23 protein-coding genes and 1 pseudogene are annotated in these 24,004 nt (G+C 62.6%); 14 read left to right on the forward strand and 10 right to left on the reverse strand.

Annotation, left to right across the window (positions count from 1 at the left end; genetic code table 11):
* Window positions 1–141 (forward strand): annotated as a pseudogene (locus tag ACZM22_RS10185) (acryloyl-CoA reductase electron transfer subunit beta); the annotation flags it as partial.
* Window positions 142–155: 14 nt separating this feature from the next.
* On the forward strand, window positions 156–815 hold the full coding sequence (locus ACZM22_RS10190; protein ID WP_489543977.1) for a nitroreductase: 660 nt from the start codon (window positions 156–158) through the stop codon (window positions 813–815).
* 274 nt (window positions 816–1,089) lie between these two features.
* On the opposite strand, the gene ACZM22_RS10195 is transcribed toward ACZM22_RS10190, so the two are convergent.
* The 7 genes from ACZM22_RS10195 to ACZM22_RS10225 all read right to left on the reverse strand — a co-directional run bounded on the left by ACZM22_RS10195 (window position 1,090) and on the right by ACZM22_RS10225 (window position 9,639).
* A complete protein-coding gene (locus ACZM22_RS10195; RefSeq protein ID WP_484424772.1) occupies window positions 1,090–1,695 on the reverse strand; it encodes an HAD family hydrolase in 606 nt (201 codons plus the stop codon).
* Window positions 1,692–3,620: an ABC transporter permease gene (locus ACZM22_RS10200; RefSeq protein WP_489543978.1), complete on the reverse strand. Its 1,929-nt coding sequence runs from the start codon at window positions 3,618–3,620 to the stop codon at window positions 1,692–1,694. Before ACZM22_RS10200 ends, ACZM22_RS10195 begins: the two co-directional genes overlap by 4 nt.
* Window positions 3,613–4,647: an ABC transporter ATP-binding protein gene (locus ACZM22_RS10205; protein ID WP_489543979.1), complete on the reverse strand. Its 1,035-nt coding sequence runs from the start codon at window positions 4,645–4,647 to the stop codon at window positions 3,613–3,615. The genes ACZM22_RS10200 and ACZM22_RS10205 overlap by 8 nt, the downstream gene beginning before the upstream one ends.
* A gap of 177 nt (window positions 4,648–4,824) precedes the next feature.
* Window positions 4,825–6,075 (reverse strand): extracellular solute-binding protein, encoded by a 1,251-nt coding sequence (locus ACZM22_RS10210; RefSeq protein ID WP_484424769.1) that lies wholly within the window; start codon window positions 6,073–6,075, stop codon window positions 4,825–4,827.
* 174 nt (window positions 6,076–6,249) lie between these two features.
* Window positions 6,250–6,990, reverse strand: a complete 741-nt coding sequence (locus ACZM22_RS10215; protein WP_483268920.1) for a response regulator transcription factor — start codon at window positions 6,988–6,990, stop codon at window positions 6,250–6,252.
* Window positions 6,968–8,668 carry a sensor histidine kinase gene (locus tag ACZM22_RS10220; RefSeq protein WP_489543980.1) on the reverse strand — a complete coding sequence of 567 codons (1,701 nt, stop codon included), beginning with the start codon at window positions 8,666–8,668 and terminating at the stop codon, window positions 6,968–6,970. Before ACZM22_RS10220 ends, ACZM22_RS10215 begins: the two co-directional genes overlap by 23 nt.
* A complete protein-coding gene (locus ACZM22_RS10225) occupies window positions 8,665–9,639 on the reverse strand; it encodes an extracellular solute-binding protein (protein WP_489543981.1) in 975 nt (324 codons plus the stop codon). The genes ACZM22_RS10220 and ACZM22_RS10225 overlap by 4 nt, the downstream gene beginning before the upstream one ends.
* Before the next feature lie 238 nt (window positions 9,640–9,877).
* Here ACZM22_RS10225 and ACZM22_RS10230 point away from each other — a divergent pair, with 238 nt between their 5' ends.
* The 7 genes from ACZM22_RS10230 to ACZM22_RS10260 all read left to right on the forward strand — a co-directional run bounded on the left by ACZM22_RS10230 (window position 9,878) and on the right by ACZM22_RS10260 (window position 15,197).
* Complete coding sequence (locus ACZM22_RS10230; protein ID WP_484424765.1) at window positions 9,878–10,654, forward strand: YveK family protein; 777 nt, start codon at window positions 9,878–9,880, stop codon at window positions 10,652–10,654.
* Window positions 10,651–11,472: a CpsD/CapB family tyrosine-protein kinase gene (locus tag ACZM22_RS10235; protein ID WP_489543982.1), complete on the forward strand. Its 822-nt coding sequence runs from the start codon at window positions 10,651–10,653 to the stop codon at window positions 11,470–11,472. The genes ACZM22_RS10230 and ACZM22_RS10235 overlap by 4 nt, the downstream gene beginning before the upstream one ends.
* Window positions 11,469–12,173, forward strand: coding sequence for a CpsB/CapC family capsule biosynthesis tyrosine phosphatase (locus ACZM22_RS10240; protein WP_489543983.1), 705 nt, complete (start codon window positions 11,469–11,471; stop codon window positions 12,171–12,173). The genes ACZM22_RS10235 and ACZM22_RS10240 overlap by 4 nt, the downstream gene beginning before the upstream one ends.
* Window positions 12,170–12,901 carry a class B sortase gene (locus tag ACZM22_RS10245; RefSeq protein WP_489543984.1) on the forward strand — a complete coding sequence of 244 codons (732 nt, stop codon included), beginning with the start codon at window positions 12,170–12,172 and terminating at the stop codon, window positions 12,899–12,901. Before ACZM22_RS10240 ends, ACZM22_RS10245 begins: the two co-directional genes overlap by 4 nt.
* Window positions 12,902–12,980: 79 nt before the next feature.
* Window positions 12,981–13,682 carry a hypothetical protein gene (locus ACZM22_RS10250; RefSeq protein WP_489543985.1) on the forward strand — a complete coding sequence of 234 codons (702 nt, stop codon included), beginning with the start codon at window positions 12,981–12,983 and terminating at the stop codon, window positions 13,680–13,682.
* A gap of 21 nt (window positions 13,683–13,703) precedes the next feature.
* The gene (locus tag ACZM22_RS10255; protein ID WP_489543986.1) at window positions 13,704–14,708 is read left to right on the forward strand and encodes an LCP family protein; all 1,005 of its coding nucleotides are present in this window, start codon (window positions 13,704–13,706) and stop codon (window positions 14,706–14,708) included.
* 18 nt (window positions 14,709–14,726) lie between these two features.
* Entirely contained in the window at window positions 14,727–15,197 is a 471-nt protein-coding gene (locus tag ACZM22_RS10260; RefSeq protein WP_489543987.1) for a VanZ family protein, read from the forward strand.
* Between the two features lie 63 nt (window positions 15,198–15,260).
* Here ACZM22_RS10260 and ACZM22_RS10265 read toward each other — a convergent pair whose 3' ends face one another.
* Both ACZM22_RS10265 and ACZM22_RS10270 read right to left on the reverse strand, forming a co-directional pair.
* Complete coding sequence (locus ACZM22_RS10265; protein ID WP_489543988.1) at window positions 15,261–16,709, reverse strand: aminoacyl-histidine dipeptidase; 1,449 nt, start codon at window positions 16,707–16,709, stop codon at window positions 15,261–15,263.
* Window positions 16,710–16,736: 27 nt separating this feature from the next.
* The gene (locus tag ACZM22_RS10270; RefSeq protein ID WP_489543989.1) at window positions 16,737–18,521 is read right to left on the reverse strand and encodes an aminopeptidase P family protein; all 1,785 of its coding nucleotides are present in this window, start codon (window positions 18,519–18,521) and stop codon (window positions 16,737–16,739) included.
* A 200-nt stretch (window positions 18,522–18,721) separates the two neighbouring features.
* On the opposite strand from ACZM22_RS10270, the gene ACZM22_RS10275 reads away from it, so the two are divergent.
* The 4 genes from ACZM22_RS10275 to ACZM22_RS10290 all read left to right on the forward strand — a co-directional run bounded on the left by ACZM22_RS10275 (window position 18,722) and on the right by ACZM22_RS10290 (window position 22,415).
* Window positions 18,722–19,261 (forward strand): DUF6512 family protein, encoded by a 540-nt coding sequence (locus tag ACZM22_RS10275; protein ID WP_489543990.1) that lies wholly within the window; start codon window positions 18,722–18,724, stop codon window positions 19,259–19,261.
* Window positions 19,262–19,343: 82 nt separating this feature from the next.
* Window positions 19,344–20,090: a 5-bromo-4-chloroindolyl phosphate hydrolysis family protein gene (locus ACZM22_RS10280; protein WP_489543991.1), complete on the forward strand. Its 747-nt coding sequence runs from the start codon at window positions 19,344–19,346 to the stop codon at window positions 20,088–20,090.
* A gap of 45 nt (window positions 20,091–20,135) precedes the next feature.
* Window positions 20,136–21,308 carry a toxic anion resistance protein gene (locus ACZM22_RS10285; RefSeq protein ID WP_489543992.1) on the forward strand — a complete coding sequence of 391 codons (1,173 nt, stop codon included), beginning with the start codon at window positions 20,136–20,138 and terminating at the stop codon, window positions 21,306–21,308.
* Window positions 21,309–21,344: 36 nt separating this feature from the next.
* On the forward strand, window positions 21,345–22,415 hold the full coding sequence (locus ACZM22_RS10290; RefSeq protein WP_489543993.1) for a TPM domain-containing protein: 1,071 nt from the start codon (window positions 21,345–21,347) through the stop codon (window positions 22,413–22,415).
* Window positions 22,416–22,466: 51 nt separating this feature from the next.
* Here the strand turns inward: ACZM22_RS10290 and ACZM22_RS10295 are convergent, their stop codons facing one another.
* A complete protein-coding gene (locus ACZM22_RS10295) occupies window positions 22,467–22,961 on the reverse strand; it encodes a stage V sporulation T C-terminal domain-containing protein (protein ID WP_489543994.1) in 495 nt (164 codons plus the stop codon).
* A 352-nt stretch (window positions 22,962–23,313) separates the two neighbouring features.
* On the opposite strand from ACZM22_RS10295, the gene ACZM22_RS10300 reads away from it, so the two are divergent.
* Window positions 23,314–24,004 (forward strand): SWIM zinc finger family protein (locus ACZM22_RS10300; RefSeq protein WP_489543995.1); only part of this gene is annotated, 691 nt, incomplete at its 3' end.

The following is a 24,004-nucleotide window of genomic DNA, read 5'->3' on the forward strand; positions in this document are numbered from 1 at the left end:
GATTCCGAGTGCATCATCGCCGTGAACAAGAACGACACCGCTCCCATCTTCGAGGTGGCTGACTACGGTATCGTCGGCGATCTGTTCAAGGTCGTTCCCGAGCTGATCGAGTCCATCAAGGCTGCCAAGGCCGCGAAGTAAGAAAGGAAGCTGACATGGATATCAGACAGGCTATCAATGACCGCCGGTCCATCCGTTCTTTTACCAGCGAGCCTGTGACGCAGGAGACGCTCCGAGAGGTCCTGACGCTGGCAACGAGAGCCGTATCCGCCGTCAATGCGCAGCCCTGGGAGTTTGCGGTCGCCGCCGGCGACGTACTGGAGACCATCCGTCAGGATAATATTGAGTCCTACGATCAGGACCGCCCGACGGATGTTCCCGACATCATGGTGGATGGCATTTATCGGGAGCGCAGCCGCGAGATCGGCAAGGCGCTGTTTGCCGCCATGGGAATTGAGCGGGGCGACAGAGCACGCCGAAACGAATGGGGACAGCGGGGGTTCCGCTTCTTTGATGCGCCCGCGGTCATCATCCTGAGCATGGACCAGATGCTGGACAATACGACGTTCCGGCTGGACATGGGGTGCGTGATCCAGAATATCTGCACCGCGGCGATGGAATTCGGCCTCGGCACCTGCGTAGAGCATCAGGCGGTCATGTATCAGGAGACGCTGCGCCGCAATCTCCATATCCCCGAAAACAAGCGCATCGTCTGCGGCATCGCCATCGGCTACCCCGACTGGGAGTTCCCCGCAAATCAGGTCATCAGCACCCGCGTACCGGTGGATGAGATCACCACATGGTGCGGTTTCTGAATTATTTTGCTTACTACCTCTTTTCTCTCCTTATTTCCCCGCACTGCGGATGATTTTCCATGACCCACGAGCAGGTCTCCTCATGATGAACATTTTTCCAAAACTGCAACCTTACAAATACGTTCCTACCTTACCATGACCTCTCAACATGTTAAACTGTGATTTTTCTGCCTGCTCGGGGTCCTGGAACATCTGCATGGACATTCGATGTTTCGAGTCCTGCTCCGCAAACAATAAGAGAGGCGCCCCGTCGGGGCGCCTCTCTTATTGCATTTTACAGGATGCCGCGGTCCGCCAGCTGGCAGCGCAGGTGCGCCGCGTCGCCGTGAAAGACAATACCGGCCATACCGGCATTTTCCGACGCCTCAATGTTGGCGGGGGAGTCGTCGATGAACAGGCAATCCTCCGGCTTCAGACCGAACTTCCGGAAAAACGCCTGATAGATGGCGTCCTCCGGCTTCAGCAGGCGGTAGTCCGCGGAGATGAACGTACCGCTGAAGTACTCGCTGCCGGGAATGTCGTGCCAGTAGGTGTGCTGGCGGGTGCTGGCGTTGCTCAGCAGGTACAGGTCGTAGCCGGCATTTTTCAGGTCACGGGCCACATCGGCCATACCCTCCACCGGCACGATGGGGTCGTTCCACCGCCGTACCAGATACTCCGCTGTACCGTGCAGGTGCCGGGGCAGACGGGCCTGCATCCGCGCCAGCGCATCGTCATCGGAGATGGTGCCGCGATCCATGCGCACCCATTCCACAGTGGTCAGCACCTCGCGGCGGATCAGGGCGGCGTCCGCCTCGCTGAGGCGGAGCCGGTCGGTGAACAGACCGATGTTGAAGTTTACCAGCACCTGCCCCATGTCAAATACGATGTGTCGGATCATAGCTGCTCTCCGGGCTCCTCCACGGCGCTGTCGCCGCTGCGGCGGAATACGCCGGTCATGCGGTTCAGGATGCGTTTCCGACGGGCCTTGGCCTCCAGCCGCTCGCCCAGATCGCGGCCGCCCACACCATAGACCAGGTACAGGATGATGCCGGACACGATCATGATAAACACCGTGGACGCACAGCGCCGTCCGGAGGCGTTGACGTTGTAGCCGTACAGGCCCTCCTCGGCGCACATGGACTGGATGACCATGGCGTAGCTGGTGCCGTAGGAGCTGGCGAAGGTGGCGGACATGTCGTATTCCGTGAACAGGGCGTTGAAGTTCAGGGCGAACACCGCCAGCACACTGGGCAGAATGATGGGCAGCTTCACCTTCAGGAACGTGCGCAGGCCGCTGGCACCCATGTTGCGGGCGGCGTCCTCCAATTCCGTGTCGATGGAGTAGAACGCAGCCTTTATCATACGCAGCGAGAAGGGCAGCTTTACCACCGTATATGCCAGCACAATGAGCAATCGCACATTCTCCGCGTAGTACAGGTTCATGTTGCCCACATACCAGATGGCGTCAGAGTTGAAGTAGGTACGGTAGGAGTAGCAGATCAGGATGGTGGGCAGCAGCCACGGGAACAGCAGGCAGTACTCTAGAACGATGCCGGACTTCTTGTTGCGGTTCTTGAAGATGTAGTTGCAGGCCACCACCACGATGAGGCAGGCCAGCGCCGCCGCGATAACGGACAGCAGGAAGCTTATCTTGATGCCGCCCAGGGTAGCCTCGTTGGCGAACAGGCCGGAGATGGAGCCCTTGCGCAGCTTGTAGGTGCCGCGGTTGGTCAGGTATTCATAGTCCTGCGTGCCAAAGTAGTTGATGAGGGTCCAGTTGCTGAGGTCCAGCTTCTTCATACGGATGGCTCCGTAGGTCTGGAAGGAGAAGATGATGATCATCACCACGGGGATCATGTAGATGATGAACAGCACATAGGCGTAGATGTGGGCCAGCACGTTCCACACGGGATTGGTGATCTTCTGCTTTACCAGCTTGGCCTTGGTCTTGGATACCGACAGATAGTGGCCCTTCCGCTCGTAAGCGGACAGCACCGTCAGCAGTACGATGGTGAACATGGCAAGGATGATAGACAGCAGGGCGGCCCGAGCCTGGGGGAAGGACTCATCCGCCACGGAGGAGCCTGCCAGACGCACGATCTCGGGGTTGATGGAGTCGTAGCCCAGCAGAGTGGGGGCGGACATGGCGCAAAGGCCGGTGATGAACGTCATGACCGTCAGGGAGAACATGGTGGGCACCAAGGTGGGGAATACCACCTTCCACAGCACCTTGAAGGGCTTGGCGCCCATGTTGCGGGCAGCCTCCACAGTGTTGTAGTCGATGCCGCGGATGGCGTTGCGCAGGAACAGCGCGTGGTTGGACGTACACGCGAAGGTCATGGTGAACAGCACCGCGTTGAAACCGGAGAACCAGCTGCGGTTAAAGCCGGGGATAGCGTCAGCCAGCGCCGTGGTCAGGATGCCGTTGGGGTCGTACAGGAACAGGTAGCCGGTGACCAGCGCCACGCCGGAGTAGATCATGGTGGTCATATAGCCCAGGCGCAGGATGTTGGCGCCCTTGATGTCGAAATACTCCGTCAGCAGCACGATGGACACACCTACCACGTTGACGGTGATGACCAGGCAGATGGCCAGCTTCAGGGAGTTCCACACGTAGCGGCCCATGTTGCCGGCGAAGAAGAACCGGACGACAGCCCAGGGGTCCGTCTCACCGGCGGCGTTCTTGGTGGTGAAGATGCTGGTCAGCGTGTTCAGACACGGCACCAGCATAAAGCCGAAGAAAAAATAGGCGAACAGCACGATGCCGATGATCCGCACCACAAAGGCGGCATCGGGGCGCCTGCGGGTCAGGGAGTTACTCATGTGCCGCCTCCTCGCTGGCCTCGTAGGCCATGACGTGGGAGGGATTGATGACCACAGACACCTTCTGATCCGGCTCGTAGATGTTGACGCCGTCGTTCTTCTCGATGACCTTCAGGGTCTGGCCCTCTACATTGATATAGTACTTGATATACAGGCCGTAGTACTCGCGGCTCTCCACCACACCGTCCAGCGCCAGCTCGCCGTCGCGGGGCTGCACGTTGACGTGGAGCCGCTCCAGGCGGATATAGTTGTGCTTGGCGGAGTCCAGCGCCGCGCCGCGATCATTGAGGTACTGCACCAGCGGCGTCTCCAGCCGGTTGATGTCGCCGATGAAGTTGCACACGAACTCGGTGGCGGAGTGGTTGTAGACCTCGTTGGGGGTGCCGATCTGCTCGATGACGCCCTTGTTGAACACGGCGATGCGGTCGGACAGGGTCAGGGCCTCCTCCTGGTCGTGGGTGACGTAGATGGTGGTGATGCCGAAGTCCTTCTGCATCTTCTTCAGCTCATTGCGCAGCTGGACGCGGAGCTTGGCGTCCAGATTGGACAGCGGCTCGTCCATGCAGATGATGGCGGGGTTGGTCACCAGCGCGCGGGCGATGGCCACACGCTGCTGCTGGCCGCCGGACAGCTGGGACACGGCCTTCTGCAGCTGCTCGTCGCTGAGGTCCACCTTGCGGGCGATCTCACGGACCCGCTGGTCGATCTCGGCCTTTTTCACCTTCTTGACCTTCAGGCCAAAGGCGATGTTGTCATAGACGGTCATGGTGGGGAACAGGGCATAGCTCTGGAACACGATGCCGATGTTGCGGTCCTCAATAGGGACGTGGGTGATGTCCTGTTCCTTGACCACCACAGTGCCCTCCGCCGGCTCGATGAAGCCGGTGATGGTGCGCAGGGTGGTGGTCTTGCCGCAGCCGGACGGACCCAGGAACGTGAAGAATTCGCCCTCCTTCACGTGGACATTGATGCCGTGCAGAGCGGTGAAGTTATCGAACTTCACCACAATATCATTCAAACGGATCATACACACAAAACTCCTTTGCTCTGTTTCTTACCTGCTCAGCGTGCCGGCCAGCATGGCTCGATATTTCTGCCGTTGTACCCTCTTGCTTCACAGCTGTAAAGGCGGAAAGCGGATTTTCCGCCCTTACAGCTGTGGCGAGCCGGATTCCGGCTCGCCACAGGAGTAGATACGGGATGCTTACTCGGCCGCGGCCTGGGTCAGAGTGGCCCAGTCCAGGTTGGCCCAGTCAGGCTCGGCAACAGCGGCGCTGCTGTCAGCCCAGTAGAAGCCCAGGTTGGTCAGGATGTTGGTCCACTCAGCGGAGTGAGCGGCCACATACTCGGCGTAGGTGGTGTCGCCGTCCACCTTGGACAGTGCGAAGTTCTTCAGGGTGTAGATGGCGGGCACGCCGTCGGGGTACAGGATGTCAGCGGCAGCAGTATTGCAGGGATAAGAGTCGAACTCCTCGCCCCAAGCCGCCTGGGTCTCGGCGGAGCCGAACCACTCGGCGAAGGCCTTGACCGCCTCGGTCTCCTCATCGGTGCGGCCTTCCTTATTCAGGATGCCGATGTACTCGGCGATGTAGTAGGTACCGTCATCGATCTCCACCAGATTCCAGTTCTCGGGGGTCATGGTGCCCTTCAGAGGATTCTCGGAGCTCTCGGCAGCGGCGTCGATCTTGCCGTACAGGGAGGAGGAGTAGAAGGTGGAGACAGCCACATCGCCCTTGTTCAGAGGATCGAAGCCGTACTTGTAGGTATCATCGGAGGAGTACACGCCGTTGGCGCAGTAGTTCCACAGCGTCTTCCAGCCGTCGATGGAGATACCGCCGGCGGGGGAGGTGGGATCCACGAAGGAGTACAGCAGCGCGGAGTTGATGTTGGCGTTGGTGGTGCCGCCGACCTTGTTCTGACGATACCACTTATAGCCGCAGTTCACGATGTCGGACCAGTGCTGGAAGTGCAGGGCCTCGCCGTTGGTGCCCAGCTCATCGGTACGGTACAGCATCAGCACGTTCTGGATGACCAGACCGTAGGCAGCGCCGGGATAGGCATACTGACCCACCTGATCGGCCCAGGTAGGAGTCCAGTCCACCAGGGACAGGTTCTCGTAGGTGCCGTTGACCACCTGGCTCCAGCGGGTCTCGTTCAGACCGAACAGGATGTCGCCGTCCTTGTTCTCGTTGGCAGCCTGGATGGCGGCGGTATCACCGGAGATGACGCTGTTGTCGTCAATGGACACGGTGAAGCCGGCGTCCTTGGCAGCGTTCACCAGCCAGGTGGTGCGCTCCGTGGAGTTGGAGTTGGAGTAGATGCGGATGGTATAACCGGAATAATCCTTGGCATCGGGGGTACCCTCACCGCCGTTATCGGCGGGGGCCTTGTCGCCGCAGGCCACCAGGCTCAGAGCCATGACCAGCGCCAGCAAGAGAGCAGCAAACTTTTTCATTCCTGATTTCTCCTTTTTAAGAAAGATCGGACAGCGCACAGCCTGCACCATCACACCATTATTATACCAGCGCGGAATTCACCGGCAAAACGGGTCATCTCTGCGATTATTGAGACGATTCTGTGCAAAGAAGCGGCACATGTCAAAACAAATTGCTCGTTTTTGTGCAATTTGCTAACGGCATCGGTCCTGATACTCCGATGGCGACATGCCGGTGAGCTTTTTGAACGTGCTGCCGAAATAGGCCACGTCGCGGTAGCCCACCATCTCCGCCACCTCGTACACCTTGTACCGGCAGTCCCGCAGCAGCTTGCGGGCCGTATGGATGCGGTACTGGGTGAGATAGCCCAGGGCTGTGTAGTTGGTCTCCTTCTTGAACACATGGCTCAGATGCCCCTCGCTGATGCCGATGTGGCGGGCGATGGAGGCGATGTTGATATCCGTGTCGGCGTAGTGCTCGGCGATATAGTTCAGGGTCTGGAGCACGTACTTGCTCTTGTCACCCTTGGGCAGCAGCAGGGTGTCCTCCGCCGGCTGGGCGGCGCCCTCCTTCTCCCGCACACGTGCGATGGCGGACATCAGATCCTGATCGCGGAAGGGCTTGAGCAGGTAATCCGCCGCGCCGTAGCGCAGGGCGGCCCGGGCATAGTCGAACTCGTCGTAGGCGGTGAGGATGATGAAGTGGGCGGTGGACTCCTTCTCCCGCAGGCGGCGCATCATCTCGATGCCATCCATGCGGGGCATCCTCACGTCGGTGATGATGAGGTTGGGGTTGTACCGCTCCGCCGCGGCCAGACCCTCCTCGCCGTTGGCCGCCTCGCCCACTACCACGCAGTCCATGGAGGCCCAGTCCACGCCCAGCACAATGCCGCGGCGCACTACGGTCTCGTCGTCAACGATCAGTACCTTTAGCATGGCTGTCTCCTTTCATCATGGGCAGGCGCAGCGTCACGCGGCTGCCGGTATCGCCGGACTCGGCGGTGAGGCCGTACCCCTCGCCGTAGTACAGGCGGATGATGCGGTCCACATTGTTCAGTCCCAGATGGCCGCCGGGGATATCCTCGTGGCGGGCCAGCCGGTCCAGCACCTCCGGCGCGATGCCCCGCCCATTGTCGGATACCCGCAGCAGCAGGTCGCCGCCGTCCTCCTCGGCCCACAGCTTGATGTAGCCCTCCTCCAGATCGGCCACGCCGTGGATGATGGCGTTCTCCACCAGGGGCTGCAGCACCATCTTGGGCACGATACAGTGCTGGTACCGCTCGTCCACATCGATCTCACACACGAACCGATCCTCGAACCGGATCTCCTGAATGTTCAGATACTGCCGCACCAGCTCCAGCTCATCCTCCAGGGGGATCAGCTCGCTGCCGGAGATACCGGCCCGCAGCAGCGCCGCCAGATCCGTGGACATATCGGCGATCTGAGGGACGTGGTTGGCCACACCCAGCCATTTCATGCAGTCCAGCGTGTTGTAGAGGAAGTGGGGGTTCAGCTGGGCCTGCAGCATCCGCAGCTGCGTCTCCGTCAACTCCCGCTGCCGCTGGACGGACCGCTCCAGATTCTGGCGGTACTCCTCGGTCATGCGGTTGAAGCTGGCGGCCAGACGCCCCAACTCGTCGGGACTGTCCAGATACAGCTGCACATTGTAGTCGCCCCGCTCCGCCTGCCGCATGGCGTCGTCCAGCGCGTTCACCGGCTGGGAGAGGTACCGGCTGAGCCACCACGCCGCCACGGCGCACAGCCCCAGACACAGGATGCCCAGCGCCGCACCCACCAGATACAGCGACCGCAGCACCTGTCCCGTGTAGACGCGGGGCTGCTGAAGCAGCAGGGTGAAGCCCGCCGCGCCGTCGGCGGTATAAAAGGCGCAGTCGTCGCCCTCGTCGCCGGTGAGCTTCTGACCGGCCAGCAGCTGGCTGCGCAGCGCCGCCACCGTGCGGTCGGCCTGCACCGTGCGGGTGTAGTACACCGTGCGCCACGTGCCGTCCAGCACCAGCAGGTCGTCGGCGGGGGCCATCACGCCGTCAAAGAGCTGGGCAAAGCCGCTGCTCTCGATGCGGGCGGTGACGTAGCCCAGCAGCTCACCGCCGTAGCCGGTGACGGTCCGCGCCGCCATCAGGCCGTGGCCGGTGCTGAGAAACACCGTGCCGCCATTGGTGCGGGCGGCGTACAGCCCGCCCCAGTCCGTGTCCGCCGGCGCGGCGGCCAAAGAGGCGTCGGTGCTGTATAAGCATGCGCCCTGGGCGTCGTAGATCTCCAGATTGGCATAGGACCGCACCGCTGCGGCGCTGCGGTACAGGAACTGGTACAGCAGGCGGGAATCCGGCTCCGTGCGGCGCAGGACACTGCGGGTGATGGTGCTGGTGGCCAGCGCCTCCAGCGTATCGCCGCACTGACCGGCGGCCTCATCGAACCGCTGGGACAACATGTCCAGCGCCGCTCTGGCCTGACGGGCCTGGGTGTGCTCTGCGCGGGCCACGATGACCTGCATCATCACCACGTCGCACAGCAGCAGCGGCACCAGCGTCACCACCAGGATGGTGGCGAACACGCGGTTGCGGAAGGAGCGGCGTATCCAATTCTTCAGCTTCATGGCGTCTCCTCCGCCGTCAGGCTGCTCCAGATGTCCAGCGTCTCCGCCTGATGGGCCCCTGCGGCGTAGGGATCGTAGGCCAGCGCGTGGGGCAGGGAGGCGTCGCCCGGGGGAGTGAATACCGTCCGGCGGTACTGCCGGGTCAGGCGCTCCTGCACTTCGCCGCTGAGCAGGAAATCGATGAAGGCGCGGGCGTTGTCCTCGTGGGCGCAGTCCACTATGATGGCGGCGCAGTCCGGCTGCACCACCGACCCCTCGCGGGGGTAGATCACCGTGACGCTGAGCCCTGACGCCGCGGCCTGCATGGCCAGATCTTCAGTGGTGACGCCCACGTAGCAGCGTCCGTCGGCCACGGCGGTGACCACATCCTCTGCCGTGGGCAGCACATCGCCTACGCAGCGGACGAAATCTGCCAGCACCTGCTCTGCTTCGCCGTCCAGCGCCTGTGTCATGGCCTCCAGCGCCGTGCAGCCGGTGGCGGATACCGTGGGATCGGGACAGGCAATGCGCCCCCGCCACGCCGAGGATGTCAGGCTGCTCCAGCTGTCCGGCACATTCCGCTGCACCAGCTGGTCGTTGTAGATGAGCACCACCGGCAGCAGGGAGAAGGGCGTCCACCGGTCCTCGCTGTCGCGGTAGGCGCCGGGGATGTCCGCGGCCGCCTCCGGCGCGTAGGGCGCGAAGAGCTCACCGCAGGCGGAAAGACAGTCCGGCGTGACGCCCAGCAGCAGGTCGCAGCGCTGACCGGCGGCGATCTGCTCCAGCAGCGGCAGGGCGTCGTCGGCGGTGTGTACCTCCACCCAGATGCCGGTGCGCCGCTCAAACTCCCGCACCGCGTCGTCATAGACGGCGGCGCTGCGTGCGGTGAAGATGACCAGGCGGTCCGCGTCCTCCGGCGCCGCGGCGTCCCGGTTCCCGCCGCAGCCGCACAGCAGGAGCAATATCAGCAATAGGGGGAAGATGCGCCGCATGGCCCGCCCTCCATTCATACCATTATAATATATGCCTGTATTTTACAATCCGGCGGGCAAAATAGCAAGCGGCAGGCGAAAAAAAGAGGACGCTGCCGTCATTTGGCGCACAGTGGAAAATTTCAGCAAACATGGCGTTGCAAATCATCGCTTGCTGTGGTATAGTGGACCATGAATATATATCCTCTTATCCGGCACACGGCGGGGATACAGGCAGAGAGGGGCGTTTTTCCGGACCATGAACAACGAAGAACACTACACAGAGATCGACCTGACAGCACTGCTGAAGGCGCTCTGGCGGCATATCTGGCTGATCGCGGCGTCCGTGATCGTCATCGGTGCGATGGCTTTTTCCTACGCCCGCTTTTTCGTCACGCCCATGTACACGGCCAGTGCGCTGATGTACGTCAACAATAATTCCCTGTCGGTGGGCAGCACCAAGGTGAGCCTGAGCGCCGGCGACCTGTCCGCCGCCAAGAGCCTGGTGAACACCTATGTGGTCATCCTGAACGCGCGGACCACGATGAACGAGGTGATTCGCGAGGCCGGCGTGGACTATACCTACACGGATATGCAGGGGATGATCTCCGCCGGCGCCGTGAACTCCACGGAGGTGGTGCAGATCGATGTCACCATGCCCGACCCGCAGGAGGCGGCGCTGGTGGCCAACTCCGTCACCAAAGTGCTGCCGGAGCGTATCGCCGCCATCATGGACGGCTCCTCTGCCCGCGTGGTGGACACCGCCGTAGTCCCGTCCACACGCTCCTCCCCCAGCTACACCAGCTATACGGCGCGGGGCATGCTGCTGGGACTGGTGCTGAGCTGCGCCTGTGTGGCGCTGCGCCAGCTGCTGGACGATCGGGTGCAGGACGAGGACTACCTGATCCAGAACTATCCCGACATTCCCGTTCTGGCGGTGATACCCGACCTGAACCAGACGAAGCATAGCTCCTATGGCTATTATGAGGGCTATGGCAGCGCATCGGCCTGCGGTGGAAAGGAGGCGGCGCGATGAGCCTGGACAAGCAGAAGGGCGCGCGGGACGCGGGCAAGCGTGAAGCGGCCCAGACCGAGCAGCCCATCATCGGCGAATACCTGAGCTTTGCCGCTACCGAGGCGTATAAGCTGCTGCGCACCAACCTGATGTTCGCCCTGCCGGATCAGGGAAAGTGCCGCGTGGTGGGCGTCACCAGCGCCCTGCGCAACGAGGGCAAGAGCACGCTGGCCATCAATCTGGCCTATACCGTGGCCCAGGCGGGCTACCGTGTGCTGCTGATCGATGGCGATATGCGCCTGCCCACGCTGGCCAAGCGGCTCAACATACCCAAGCGGCCCGGCCTTTCCAATCTGCTGGCGGGTCTGTGTACCGTGCAGGACGCGGTGCAGACCAGCGACCTGCTGGACAACCTGAAGGCCATCGCCGCCGGCGACATCCCGCCCAACCCCTCTGAGCTGCTGTCCTCCGCACGGATGGAGACGCTGCTGCGGGAGCTGGGCGCCGACTACGACTTCATCCTGCTGGATCTGCCGCCGGTGACTGCCGTGACGGACGGTCTGGTGATCTCCAAGCTGGTGGACGGCATGATCGTGGTGGTCTGCCGCGGCTACTGCGAGAAGAAGCTGCTGGAAGCGGCGCTGCGGAACATGAAATACCTGAACATCAAGATTTTGGGCTTCGTTATGACCCGCGGCAGCGTGGACAAATCCGGCTATGGCAAGCGGTACGGCAAGTATAAAAAAGGCTACGGCGGCTATTACAGCTACGGCGCGCCGCCTGCCGGCGACCGGAGGTCCTCCGAGCCGAAGCAGTCCGGCGGCAAGAAATTGTCATGATCGACCTGCACAGTCACATCCTGCCTCGAATGGACGACGGCAGCCGCAGCACGGAGGAGAGCCTTCAAATGCTGACCGCGCTGGCGGCGCAGGGTGTCACCGATGTGGCGGCCACGCCCCACTTCTACGCATCGGAGAACGGGCCGGACCGCTTTCTGGCCCGCCGCGCCCGGTCGTGGCAGCAGCTGCGGCCACATCTGACGGCGTCGCTGCCCCGGGTACATCTGGGGGCGGAGGTCCTGTTCTTCGAGGGCATCGCCGCTTTCGACGGCCTGCCCCGCCTGTGCATTTCCGGCACGGACGTCCTGCTGCTGGAGATGCCGTTCCGGCCCTGGAACGGGCGGATGCTGGACGAGCTGCTGGAACTGGCGGGCCGCCCCGATGTCACGGTGCTGCTGGCCCACATGGAGCGCTACCTGCCCTATGTGGCGGAGCCGGACTGGCGGCGCATGGCCCGGAGCGGCCTGTATATCCAATCCAACGCCGACTTTTTCTGCGGGTTTTCCACCCGCCGAAAGGCTCTGCGCCTGCTGTCGGAGGGCCGGATACACGTGCTGGGCACGGACTGCCACAATATGGAGCGGCGCGCGCCCCGTATGGACAAAGCGGTGCGTGTCATCGCCAGAGCCCTTGGCGATGACACGGTGCGGCGTCTGGAGGAGCAGGCCCGCCGCCTGTTGGAGAGGGGGGGAGCCGCGTGAAAAAGAAGCTGGCCCTGATCGGCGGAGCGTTGGCGGTGTGCATCGCTGCCTACCTGCTGTGGACCTGCCAGCCCTGGCGCACTGAGCCGGAGGAGCCGCCTGTACCGGATACCCCTGTGGAGGACACGGCGGAGCCGGAGCCTGCCTACGTCAGTCCCATCGACTTTGCGAGCCTGCAGGAGCGCTGCCCCGACATCTACGCCTGGCTGGAGATACCGGACACGGACATCAGCTATCCGGTGGCCCAGAATGCGGACGATACATGGTATCTCACCCACGACATCGACGGCAACTACTCCAGTGACGGCACCTTGTTTACCGAGAGCGCCTATAACGGCGCGGATCTGACCGACCCCGCCACGGTGATCTACGGCCACCGCATGAACAGCGGCGCCATGTTCGGCACGCTGCAAAAGACCTACTCCGACCCCGAGAGCTTCGAGGCCCATCGGGAGATCGTGCTCTACCTGCCGGATCAGGAGATACACGCCACGGTGTTCGCGGCGGTGCCCTACGACAATCGGCACATTCTGTATAACTACGACTTTGACGACCAGCGCATGACCCGCCTGTTCCTCAACAGCGTGCGTCTGGTCCGTGACCTTGGCGCCAACCTGGATGAGGATGCCTTCCCGCAGGAGGGGGACCGGATGGTGATCCTGTCCACCTGCCAGAAGGGCAACCGCCAGATGCGGTATCTGGTGCTGGCGAAATGGACGCCGTCCTGACGGAAAACTGTTTACCTAAAGCGATGCTTTTTTGCAATAACCTGAGATTTATCACGAAAGTGAGAAAGGGGAACCCAAAATGAAGAAGTTTGCAACCATGCTCCTGGCTCTGCTGCTGACGGCCGCGCTGACCGTGCCCGCCATGGCCACGTTTACGCCCAGTTCGGAGAACAAGGACGCGCCGGAGATCATCTCCGCCACCTTCGAGGACGGCACCGATGCCAAGAGCTACCTGATCGTGACGCCGTACAGCAAGAGAAATTCGGCGGATCCCTCCATCAAGGAATCTCTGGAGCGGGCCTATGAGGACGTGAAGAACGCCTCCACACTGGATAAGCTGAACAGCGATGTCAACACGCTGCTGAAGAACTATCCCCACGTGAAGGCAGAGGATCTGGTGGCCTCCGACCTGTTCGACCTGAGCTACGTGGAGAACGGCCAGCTGGCCCCGCTGCCCCAGCGCGTCACCGTCACCTTCCGGCTGACCGTGCCGGTGGAGGACCTGCTGTTCGTCATGACCCGCGACGCTGAGGGCAACTGGCATCTGCTGAACATGACCGCCGGCCTTGTCACCAAGGTCAGCAAGAACCAGGTCACCGTCACCTTTGACAGTACCGGCCCCGTGCTGTTCATCATCAACACCGCCTCCATGCCCGCGGACAAGGACGGCCCCAAGTCCCCTCAGACCGGTGAGATCTCCCCTGCGTGGGTGATCGCCGGCATGACCGTCGTGGCCGCCTGCGCCGCCGCTTATGTGGTGCGCAGAGGGAAGGCCGCCTGACGGCAGGCGTAGATCACGCGTGTGAGAGAACAAACGAAAAAGCGGCCCGTTCGGGCCATCGCGGCGGTGGCGGCCATGTTGGCTGCCGCCGCAGCGGTGCTTCTGCTGCTGTACCGGTGGGAGAACCGCCCCACCGCCCAGACGGAGGACGACCCCTACGCCGGGGAGGACGAGTCCCTGACCTACTACAACGGCGGCTGGTATGCCCGCCGCGATGTGGAGACGGTGCTGGTGATGGGCGTGGACAAGTACGCCGCCCAGACCTCCGGAGACAACTATAACCAGCAGCAGCAGGCGGACTTCCTGCTGCTGCTGGTGGTGGATCGCACCGCCGGCGTCTGCCGCGTCCTGCCCCTGAACCGTGACACCATGACGGAGATCACGGCCCTGGGCCTGGCCGGTGAGCAGGTGGGCACCTTCAACGGCCAACTGGCCCTGTCCCACACCTACGGCTCAGGCGGACTGGACAGCGCCCGCAACACGGGCCGCGCCGTGTCGTCCCTGCTGTACGGCGTGGACATCGACCATGTGATGGCCTTCACCATGGATGCCGTGCCCGTGATCAACGACGCGGTGGGCGGCGTGACGGTGCTGGTGGAGGACGATTTCTCCGCCGTCACGGACCAGCTGCCCATGGGGCAGGAGGTCACGCTCCACGGCGACCTGGCCCTGACCTTTGTGCAGAGCCGCGGCGACATGGGCGGAGAAAAGACCAACATCAACCGCATGTCGCGGCAGGCCGCCTATCTGCGGGGTCTGTATACCCGGCTGCAAAGCGCGGCACAGGACGAGGGCTTCCTGACGCAGCTGCTGCTGGAGCTGTCGTCCTACCTGACCACCGACTGTACCGCCAACCAGCTCAACGACCTGTATCGGACGGTGTCGCAGGACCAGCTGGAGGTGCTGGACCCGCCCGCCGGTGAGACAGCAGTGGGCGATGAGGGCTATATGGAATTCCACGTGGACGAGGCCGCTCTGCGCCAGACGGTGATCGACCTGTTCTACGAGCCGCGCCAGGCGTCGTAACCCGGTGGGAGGTGCGCCTTGCGTGGGAAAAAGATAAGCACCGCCCTGCTGCTTCTGGCCATTCTGGCTGCTCTGGCCTTCATCTGGGGCAACTCTCTGGACTCCGCCGTGGAGTCTGCCGCCAAAAGCGGCCGCGTAGGGGAGCTGCTCCGGCCCCTGCTGGAACTGGTGGTGGGACAGGGCGGCGTCACGGACCATCTGGTCCGGAAGCTGGCCCACTTCGCGGAGTACGCCGTGCTGGGTGCGCTGCTGCTGTTGCTGACGGCGGTGGGCTTCCGCGTCCGCCTGCAAACGGTGGTGAACTGCCTGTTTTTTCTGATGGCGGCGGCCCTGACGGACGAGACCATCCAGATATTTACAGGCCGCGGCCCCCAGATACAGGACGTATGGCTGGACTTTGCCGGCGGCTTCACCGGCCTGCTGGTCATGCTGGCGCTGTGGGCGCTGCTGCGGAGAGCGTTCCGCTCCCGCAGACGTGCGGATGTCTGAACTATCCATAAAAACAGGGATGTCCCTCGCGGGACATCCCTGTTTTTTACTGTTTGCGCCGCATCAGCGGCAGTTTTTCAGAATTTCACATACCAGCTGATACATCCGCTCCACGGAGGCCACGCCCAGCCGCTCCCGCGGGGAGTGGATGTCCAGCAGCTCAGGGCCGAAGGACACGGCGTCCAGCCCGGGCATCTTCCCGGCCAGCAGGCCGCACTCCAGACCGGCGTGGATAGCCAGCGCCACACCATCCTTGCCGGTGACGCGCTTGTAGGCGGCCATCACCGTGTCCCGCAGCGGAGACTGGCGGGCGTACTGCCACGCGGGGTAGTCGCCGCGGGTGGAGACAGTGCCGCCGGCAAAGGTGACGATGGCCCGCACCTTCTGGAGCAGCATCTCCTTCTCCGATGCCACGGAGGACCGGATGGACAGGGAGAAGCGGAGCCCGTCGTCCTCGGCGGTGATGACGCCCAGATTCTGGGAGGTTTGCACAAGGCCGGGGAAGTCGGGGCTCATGACCTGCACGCCCTGGGGCATCACCAGCAGTGCATGAAGCATACGGGCCGACGCATCGGCGTCGTAGGCCGCAGTGCCGGAAACCGCTGCGCAGGAAAGGGTCACGCCGCCGTCGGCGACGGAAAGCTCATTCTTCATGATGCGGTCAAATTTCCGCACAAAACTGGTAAATTCTTCCTCTTTTCCGGCGGGCACGGCCACCACTGCGTCGCAGCGGGGGCAGATGACGTTGTCAAACTGGCCGCCCCGCAGGTCCGCGATGCGCAGCGCGCCCACCTGCTCCATGGCGCCGTACAGCGCACGCCCCATGAGCTGGACGGCGTTGCCGCGGCCCTTGTCGATCTCCGCGCCGGAGTGGCCGCCCTGCAGGCCGGACAGGCTCACGGAAAAGCAGCTCTCGCCGTTCAGCGCCTGCCGCGCCGCCGGCAGGAAGCAGTCGGCCCGCAGGCCGCCGGCGCAGGCCACGGTAAACACACCCTCCTCCTCGGAGTCCAGGTTCAGCAGCAGGCGGCCCTTCAGATCGGAGCAGTCCAGCGCCGCAGCGCCGTCCATGCCGGTCTCTTCGTCGATGGTGAACACCACCTCCAGCGGGGGATGGGGCAGGGAATCATCGGCCAGAATGGCCAGCGCCGTGGCCACGGCGATACAGTCGTCGCCGCCCAGCGAGGTCTTATCGGCCCAGACGTAGGTGCCGTCGGTCCGCAGATCCAGCCCTTCACGGCTCATGTCCTTGGTGCAGTCCTCCGTCTGGGCGCACACCATGTCCATGTGGCCCTGCAGGATGACGGGAGCGGCGTTCTCATAGCCCGCCGACGCATCCTTCCAGATAATGAGATTGTTGCACTCCTCCTGACGGTATTTCAGCCCCAGCTCCCGGGCAAAGGATGCGCACAGGTCGCTGATGAGCTTGGTGTTGCCGCTGCCATGGGGCACGGCACACAGCTTTTCAAAGTAGTCGAAAACCGGCTTCGGTTCCAGATGAGACAAAACGCCCATAGTACAAAACTCCTTTCAAAATCAGGCTCAGCGCGTCAGGGGCGCGGTGGCCTCAGCCAGCCACGCCTGCTCCTCCGCGTCCAACAGGGGGGACACCGTGGCGTACACCTGCCGGTGGTAGTCGTTGAGCTGGGCCAGCTCCCTCTCCGTCAGCAGGGACGTATCGATGGCGTCGCGGTCGAAGGGAGCCATGGTCAGCGGTTCCAGATACATGAACTGACCGTGCTGCGTGGTCTCGCCGGTGCGAACCAGCACCAGATTCTCATGGCGGATGCCGAACTTGCCGGCCTCGTAGTACCCGGGCTCGTTGGAGATGACCATGCCCTCCTCCAGCGGGTAGCGGCGGCCGTCCAGACTGTGCCAGCGGAAGCTCTGGGGCCCTTCGTGGACGCTGAGGATATAGCCCACGCCGTGGCCGGTGCCGTGGTTGTAGTCCAGGCCATGCTCCCACAGGGGCATGCGGGCCAGCACGTCCAGATTCTCACCCGTAGCGCCGTGGGGGAAGCGGGCGGCGGACAGGGCCAGATGACCCTTCAGCACCAGCGTGAACATCCGCTTTTCCTCATCGGTGACGGGGCCCAGCGCGATGGTGCGGGTCACGTCGGTGGTGCCCTGACGGTAATGTGCGCCGGAGTCCAGCAGAAGCAGGCCCGCCGCGTGCAGGGGTACGTCGGTCTCCGGCGTGGGATCGTAGTGGACGATGGCCCCGTGGGGGCCGTAGCCCGCGATGGTGTCGAAGCTCAGATCCAGGAAGTCCGGCTGTTGGGCGCGGAAGGCGGCCAGCTTAGCGGCGGCGGACAGCTCGGTAATGGGCTCCTTGCCCACATGGGTCTTGACCCAGTGCAGGAACCGGCACAGGGCCGCGCCATCCTTGACATGGGCGGCACGGAAGTTCTCCACCTCCTCTCTGGTTTTGCAGGCCTTCATGAGAATGGCAGGGCTGGGCTGATCCAGTACCTCCGCCTGGGACAGGCTCTCCATGATGCGGTAGTTGGCGGTGGCGCTGTCGGCCATGACCCGCGTACCGGCGGGCAGGGCGCGGAGTATATCGTAGATGCCGCTGTAGGGCCGCATGGCCACGCCGTCGGCGGCCAGCTTTGCGCCGATATCCGCGCTGACAGCCTGGGGCTGGATGCACAGCTGGGCGTCCTCCCGCCCGATCAGCAGGAAGGACAGGAACACCGGCGTGCAGGCCACGTCCCCGCCCCGCAGGTTCAGGGTCCACGCGATCTCCGTCAGGCTGGTGAGCAGCAGGTACGCGGCGTCGCTTTCCGCCATCTTCTCCCGCAGCTTCGCCAGCTTCTCACTGCGGGTCAGACCGCAGCCGGCCAGCTCCCACACAGGCTTGTCGGACAGAGCGGGGCGATCCGGCCACACGCCGTCCACCAGATCCTGCTCACCGGTGAGGCGGACGTGCTTGGCAGCCAGCGCCTTTTCCAACGTGCGGGCAAAGCTGCTGGAGACGGTGCGGCCATCGAAGCCCAGTGCGCCGCCCTCCGGCAGCTGCTCCGCAAGAAACGCGGGGATAGTGGGCACATTGGGCTGGCCCATGCGCATCAGCTCAATGCCGCTGCCCGCCAGCTGATCCGCCGCCTGCAGGAAGTAGCGGCCGTCGGTCCACAGGGCCGCGCGGTCCGGCAGCACCACCAGCGTACCGGCGGAGCCGGTGAAGCCGGACAGATAGGCCCGCGCCTTGAAGTAGTCGCCCACATATTCCGAGCCGTGGAAGTCGTCTGTGACCACCACGTAGCCGTCCATGCCGTGCTGAGCCATGCTCCGGCGCAGCTGCGCCAGGCGTTCCGTTATGACCATAGTAAGAGTTACCGCCTTTCCCGACGGCTGACGCCGCCGTTTGTCTTTGAGATATGCACACAATTATATCACAGGGCGATAAAAAAGTGTACCCCCATTTCTATACCACAGAACCGTGTTTGTCCTTATCAACGGATGGCGTTGTATAAGCCGGCCTCCGGCGGCGTATAATAAGGCGATACTGTAAGGAGGAACGCGCGATGAGGCAGAGAGGACAGAAATGGCGCACATGGGAGATGGCGGGGCTGTTTGCTGCGCTGCTGCTGGGCAACACGCTGCACTTCGTCTACGACTGGACGGGGCAGGCCCGCTGGGCCGCGTATCTGGCCGCCACCAACGAATCCACGTGGGAGCATATGAAGCTGCTGGCGGTGCCGTGGGTCCTGTGGACCATCGCGGAGTGCATCGGCCTGCGCAGCCTGCGTCCGGCGGGGCCGCGGGCTGCGGGACTGCTGGCGGGGCTTACGGCCATCCCCCTGCTGTTTTACGGCTACGTGGGCGTCATCGGATTTCATGTGGCGGTGGTGGATGTGCTGATCTTTCAGGCGGCGGTGCTGCTGGCCTTCTGGGTCAGCACGGCACTCCAGAAGCGGGGGACGCTGACCGCAACGGTGTGGCAGGCGGCGGGAGTGCTGGTGCTGGCAGCGGTCTCCACCGCCTTCGTGGTGTGGACCGCGTCGCCGCCGGAGCTGCCGGTATTCATCGACCCCACCAACGGGACGCGGGGCATCCCATCATAAACGTGCGCAAGAGCCGCCGCTCGGCGGCTCTTTTTCTTGACCGTGGGGGCCGGATGGTCTATAATGAGACCACGAAACAACCATGATCGACCAAGGACTGGAGGCGACAGGATTGAAAACAAAGACCATCGTCCACAAATCGGCCGCGCCCATCTACGCCGCGGCGGTGACGTGGGTGTTGTACGCGCTGCTGTTCCCCCTGTATCAGGTGGGACATTTCCTATTGGCTGCTGCGGCGGCTGCCGTGGTGGCACTGATCGCCCGCATCTTCTGCAAGGACGTGACGGAGGAGGTGGAGATCCCCGAGGAACCGGTGACCACCGGCAATCCCGAGCTGGATAAGATGATCGCTGATGGCAACGGGGCTATTCAGGCCATGCGCGCCCTGAACGACAGCATTCAGGACGAGACCATCTCCACCCAGATCGACCGGCTGGAGGAGGTCAGCAGCCGCATCTTCCAGTACGTGAAGGACAACCCCGCCAAGCTGCCCCAGATCCGGAAGTTCATGTCCTACTACCTGCCCACCACCATCAAGCTGCTGACGGCCTACGACCAGATGAGCCGCCAGGGCGTCAGCGGTGAAAACATCACCGGCACCATGGAGAAGGTGGAAGGCATGATGTCCAGCATCGTTCAGGCCTTTGAAAAGCAGCTGGACAGCCTGTTCGGCGACGAGGCCATGGATATCTCCACGGACATCACCGTGCTGGAGAACATGATGGTGCGGGAGGGGCTGGCCGCCGACGACCTGCACAGGACCGCCCAGAGCGAGCCTCAGACCCAGCCGCCGCAGGGCGCCGATGGCGGTATTACGCTGGAGCTGTAAGCAAGAGAGAAAATACATTTTATCATACAGAAAGGAACTGAGAACATGACCGACAATATGATGCCTGAACTGACCCTGACCCCCGATACCGATGCCGCCGCCGCAGTGGCTGTGCCCGAGCTGACCCTGACCCCCAACGCACCCGAGGTCCCTCAGGAGGAGGAAAAGAAGATCGAGCCGGTGGCCATGGACGAGAGCCTCCTCACCGAGGAGGAGCGCGTGGCGGTGGACGCCTTCTCCAAGAAGATCGACATCCGCGACACCAACCAGGTGCTGCAGTACGGCGCCGCCGCCCAGAAGAGCGTGGCGTCCTTCTCCGAGAACGCCCTGAACAACGTGCGCAACAAGGATATGGGCGAGATCGGCGATGATCTGAGCCGCCTTGTGGTGGAGCTGAAAGGCTTCGGCGAGGACGAGGAGAAGAAGGGGCTGAAGGGCCTGTTCAAGAAGGCGGGCAACCGCGTGGAGATCATGAAGGCCCAGTACAGCAAGGTAGAGGCCAACGTGGACAAGATCGCCCAGAATCTGGAGAACCATCAGATCACGCTACTGAAGGATGTGGCCATGTTCGACCAGATGTATGAGCTGAACCTGAAGTACTACAAGGAGCTGACCATGTACATCCTGGCCGGTAAGAAGCGTCTGGCGGAGGTCCGCGCCACCGAGGTGGAGGAGCTGCGCAAGAAGGCGGAGCAGACCGGCCTTGCCGAGGACGCCCAGGCCTACAACGATCTGGTGAGCCTGTGCGACCGGTTCGAGAAGAAGCTCCATGATCTGGAGCTGACCCGCATGGTCTCCATCCAGATGGGGCCCCAGACCCGCCTGCTGCAGAACAACGACACCCAGATGATCGAGAAGATCCAGTCCTCTCTGGTGAACACCATCCCCCTGTGGAAGAGCCAGATGGTGCTGGCACTGGGTCTGGAGCACAGCCGGCAGGCCACCGCTGCCCAGAACGCGGTGACGGAGATGACCAACCAGCTGCTGAAGAAGAACGCCGACACCCTGAAGATGGGCACCATTGCCACCGCCAAGGAGGCCGAGCGCTCCATCGTGGACATCGAGACGCTGCAGCACACCAACCAGCAGCTGATCTCCACTCTGGACGAGGTGGCCCGTATCCAGAAGGAGGGCGCCGCCAAGCGCAAGGAGGCGGAGGTCGAGCTGGGTAGGATCGAAGGCGAGCTGAAGCAGAAGCTGCTGGAGCTGCGGAGCTGAGAAACGAAACCATCTCCTTTGGAAAGGGGAGCGCATATGAAATTTTTTGAGAAGCGCGGCATCGCCTTTGCCGCACTGGTGCTGGCCATCGCCGCCGCCGTGTTTATCGGCCAGAGCCGCAAGGCCGGCTACATCGAAAAACAGCCGTCGGAGCTGCCGCAGGTAGAATATCACCAGTGGATCTGCGACGATGCGGGCATGCTGACCGACACCACAAAGGATGCCATCCGGCAGTACAACAGTGCGTGGGACAGCAAGTATTATGCCATCGTGGCCGTGGCCACGGTGGACAGCCTCACCGGCTGGACGCCGGAGGAGGCCGCCCTGCAGCTGGGCGCCGATTGGAACCTTGGCGCCAACGACATGCTGCTGATGATGGTGCGGAACGACGATTACTATGTGGCCTGCGGCGACAATGTGCTGTGGGTGCTGAGCAATTACGACACCATGCAGGCCAAGCTGAAGCAGGCCATCGAGTCCGCCTATTACAGCGGTGACTTCGACGCTGCGGCGCTGGCGTTCTACCGCCAGGCCGACGTGTTCTACGGACAGGCCCAGTTGGGCAGTACGTCGGCAGACACCGTTTGGACGGAACCTGCCCAGCCCGGCGGTGTCGACGTGCTGGGCGTTATCCTGCTGATCGTCGCCATTTTTGTGGTGTGGATGCTGCTGGACGCCGTGCGCTATCGCCGCTACCGCCGCCGGTACGTCACCGGCGCGCCGGTGGGCGTGGTACGGCCTATGTATTATCCCATCTTCTGGGGACGGCCCCGCCGCCCCCGTCCGCCCCGTGGACACCGGCCCCCACCGCCTCCTCCCATGGGCGGCGGCCCCCGTCCCTCCGGCGGATACAGACCCTCCGGCGGTCCTCGCCCATTTGGCGGACCCGGTGCCCCCCGGCCCGGTGCGCCGCGACCCAATAACCGCCCCGCCGGCGGCCCCCGGCCCGGTGCGCCCAGACCCGGCGCTCCTCGCCCCAGCGCCCCGCGTCCCAGCAGCCGTCCCTCCGGCGGCAGCAGGCCCTCCGGCGGCTTCGGTGGGAGCCGCAGCGGCGGCAGCCGTGGCGGCGGCTTTGGCAAAGGCGGCTTCGGCGGCGGCAGACGCTGACAAACCCCATTTTATCGCAAAAAACAGGACCTCCCAAGAGGTCCTGTTTTTTCAGCTCTCCATGTTTTTGCCCAGAAAAGCGGCCACGGTCTGGGCCAGCTTGCACTCGGTGTCACCGGCCAGACGGCCCTGATCGGTGACGAACAGCACCGCACCCAGCACATCGCCCTCGCAGAGGACGGGGGCGGCCACGGCGGCGGTAAAATTGGCGTTGTCCTGACACACCGGCGGCATGGCGCCCATCCCACCGAAATGATAGACGCTGCGCTCGGTCATGAGCTTTTCCAGCTGGTCGGAGACGGGCTTGCCCAGCAGCTCCCGCTTTCCGGCGCCTGCCACGGCGATGACCGCGTCGCGGTCGGTAACAGCAGCGGTGAAGTCAGTGCTGCGGCTCAACGTGTCGCAGAACTGCGCGGCGAAATCCTCCAGTCCGCCGATGAGGGAGTATTTTTTGAAGATGACCTCGCCGTCCCGTGTGGTGTAGATCTCCAACGGGTCGCCGTTGCTGACAACATTGGCACCGTGGGAGAGATTCTGTTTTGCCATGAGCGATTTGGCTAAACGCCAGGGGTGGGACTCGCAGATGGAGACGGACCGGCCAGGATATACCATAGGTGATTCGAATGGGCGAGTACGAGATATCTCAAGCAAAGCGCGGTTTACGTGATCGAGAGCAGTTCACTCCATAGAGCGCTGTGGCTTTGAAATGGGGGTGCCTCCGGCAGGAGTTATAGCAACAAGAGGAGTCAGTGACTAATTTCATATTACAAATGACCCTGCTGCATAAATCTATATTGCGGCAGGGTATTTTTTTGCGCACTGGGTGGTTTATGGGACACCTCCTTCTGTAGAATGGGTGTTGTAAAGAACGATACAGATCCAAAAGGGAGGAAACGACATGTTCAAGATTGGTTTTAATGGTTCCGCAGAAGAGTATCGAAAGACCTCTAAGGAAGGGTGCTCCATTTGTCCCGCAGTCACGCCGAGAAAATCGGTCGTTCGCGTCCATTTTCCGGCACGGAATATGGATCTGTCTTACTACAATGACGCCTTTGACCTGAAGTGCGGAGACATCGTTTTTGTGGAGGGTAAGCTGGAGGGCCTGCGTGGCCGCGTGGTAGATGTCGCGTACAATTTCAAGATCAAGCTGTCTGACTACAAAAAGGTCATCAGCGTGGCCGACACAAATGTGCGGGGCGAGTTCTTCTTCGCTGGGTCGCACTTCGTCACATTCGACCGCAGCACTCTTCCGTATGAAAAGGTCATTACCTGGTTTAAGGCACCCGCCACGGAGGATGAGATATTTGTTTCCGGCAATGATGAGAGCGGCTTCCTGCTGCGTGATCTGGGTGCCATGAGAATCAGCAGGGCAACTGCCGATCGCGGACACGATTACTACACGGACAATCGTGTGCGGTACATTTCTCTGGACAATACCCATGTGCGGGCCATTGTGGAGGGGGCGCGGCCCTACGAGCTGGAGTGCGACTATGTCAACGGCGAGATCAGAAATCTGGTTTGCGACTGCTTCTGCAGCGAGCCGTGCAAGCACGAGTTTGCAGCTATGCTGCAGTTGAGGGAGACGCTGG

This window comes from Vescimonas sp. (assembly GCF_057856985.1).

Coding starts and splice junctions, on each gene's coding strand:
- ACZM22_RS10190 (WP_489543977.1), top strand. CDS start 156: ATGGATATCAGACAGGCTATCAATGACCGCCGGTCCATCCGTTCTTTT.
- ACZM22_RS10195 (WP_484424772.1), bottom strand. CDS start 1,695: ATGATCCGACACATCGTATTTGACATGGGGCAGGTGCTGGTAAACTTC.
- ACZM22_RS10200 (WP_489543978.1), bottom strand. CDS start 3,620: ATGAGTAACTCCCTGACCCGCAGGCGCCCCGATGCCGCCTTTGTGGTG.
- ACZM22_RS10205 (WP_489543979.1), bottom strand. CDS start 4,647: ATGATCCGTTTGAATGATATTGTGGTGAAGTTCGATAACTTCACCGCT.
- ACZM22_RS10210 (WP_484424769.1), bottom strand. CDS start 6,075: ATGAAAAAGTTTGCTGCTCTCTTGCTGGCGCTGGTCATGGCTCTGAGC.
- ACZM22_RS10215 (WP_483268920.1), bottom strand. CDS start 6,990: ATGCTAAAGGTACTGATCGTTGACGACGAGACCGTAGTGCGCCGCGGC.
- ACZM22_RS10220 (WP_489543980.1), bottom strand. CDS start 8,668: ATGAAGCTGAAGAATTGGATACGCCGCTCCTTCCGCAACCGCGTGTTC.
- ACZM22_RS10225 (WP_489543981.1), bottom strand. CDS start 9,639: ATGCGGCGCATCTTCCCCCTATTGCTGATATTGCTCCTGCTGTGCGGC.
- ACZM22_RS10230 (WP_484424765.1), top strand. CDS start 9,878: ATGAACAACGAAGAACACTACACAGAGATCGACCTGACAGCACTGCTG.
- ACZM22_RS10235 (WP_489543982.1), top strand. CDS start 10,651: ATGAGCCTGGACAAGCAGAAGGGCGCGCGGGACGCGGGCAAGCGTGAA.
- ACZM22_RS10240 (WP_489543983.1), top strand. CDS start 11,469: ATGATCGACCTGCACAGTCACATCCTGCCTCGAATGGACGACGGCAGC.
- ACZM22_RS10250 (WP_489543985.1), top strand. CDS start 12,981: ATGAAGAAGTTTGCAACCATGCTCCTGGCTCTGCTGCTGACGGCCGCG.
- ACZM22_RS10265 (WP_489543988.1), bottom strand. CDS start 16,709: ATGGGCGTTTTGTCTCATCTGGAACCGAAGCCGGTTTTCGACTACTTT.
- ACZM22_RS10270 (WP_489543989.1), bottom strand. CDS start 18,521: ATGGTCATAACGGAACGCCTGGCGCAGCTGCGCCGGAGCATGGCTCAG.
- ACZM22_RS10275 (WP_489543990.1), top strand. CDS start 18,722: ATGAGGCAGAGAGGACAGAAATGGCGCACATGGGAGATGGCGGGGCTG.
- ACZM22_RS10280 (WP_489543991.1), top strand. CDS start 19,344: ATGATCGACCAAGGACTGGAGGCGACAGGATTGAAAACAAAGACCATC.
- ACZM22_RS10285 (WP_489543992.1), top strand. CDS start 20,136: ATGACCGACAATATGATGCCTGAACTGACCCTGACCCCCGATACCGAT.
- ACZM22_RS10290 (WP_489543993.1), top strand. CDS start 21,345: ATGAAATTTTTTGAGAAGCGCGGCATCGCCTTTGCCGCACTGGTGCTG.
- ACZM22_RS10295 (WP_489543994.1), bottom strand. CDS start 22,961: ATGGCAAAACAGAATCTCTCCCACGGTGCCAATGTTGTCAGCAACGGC.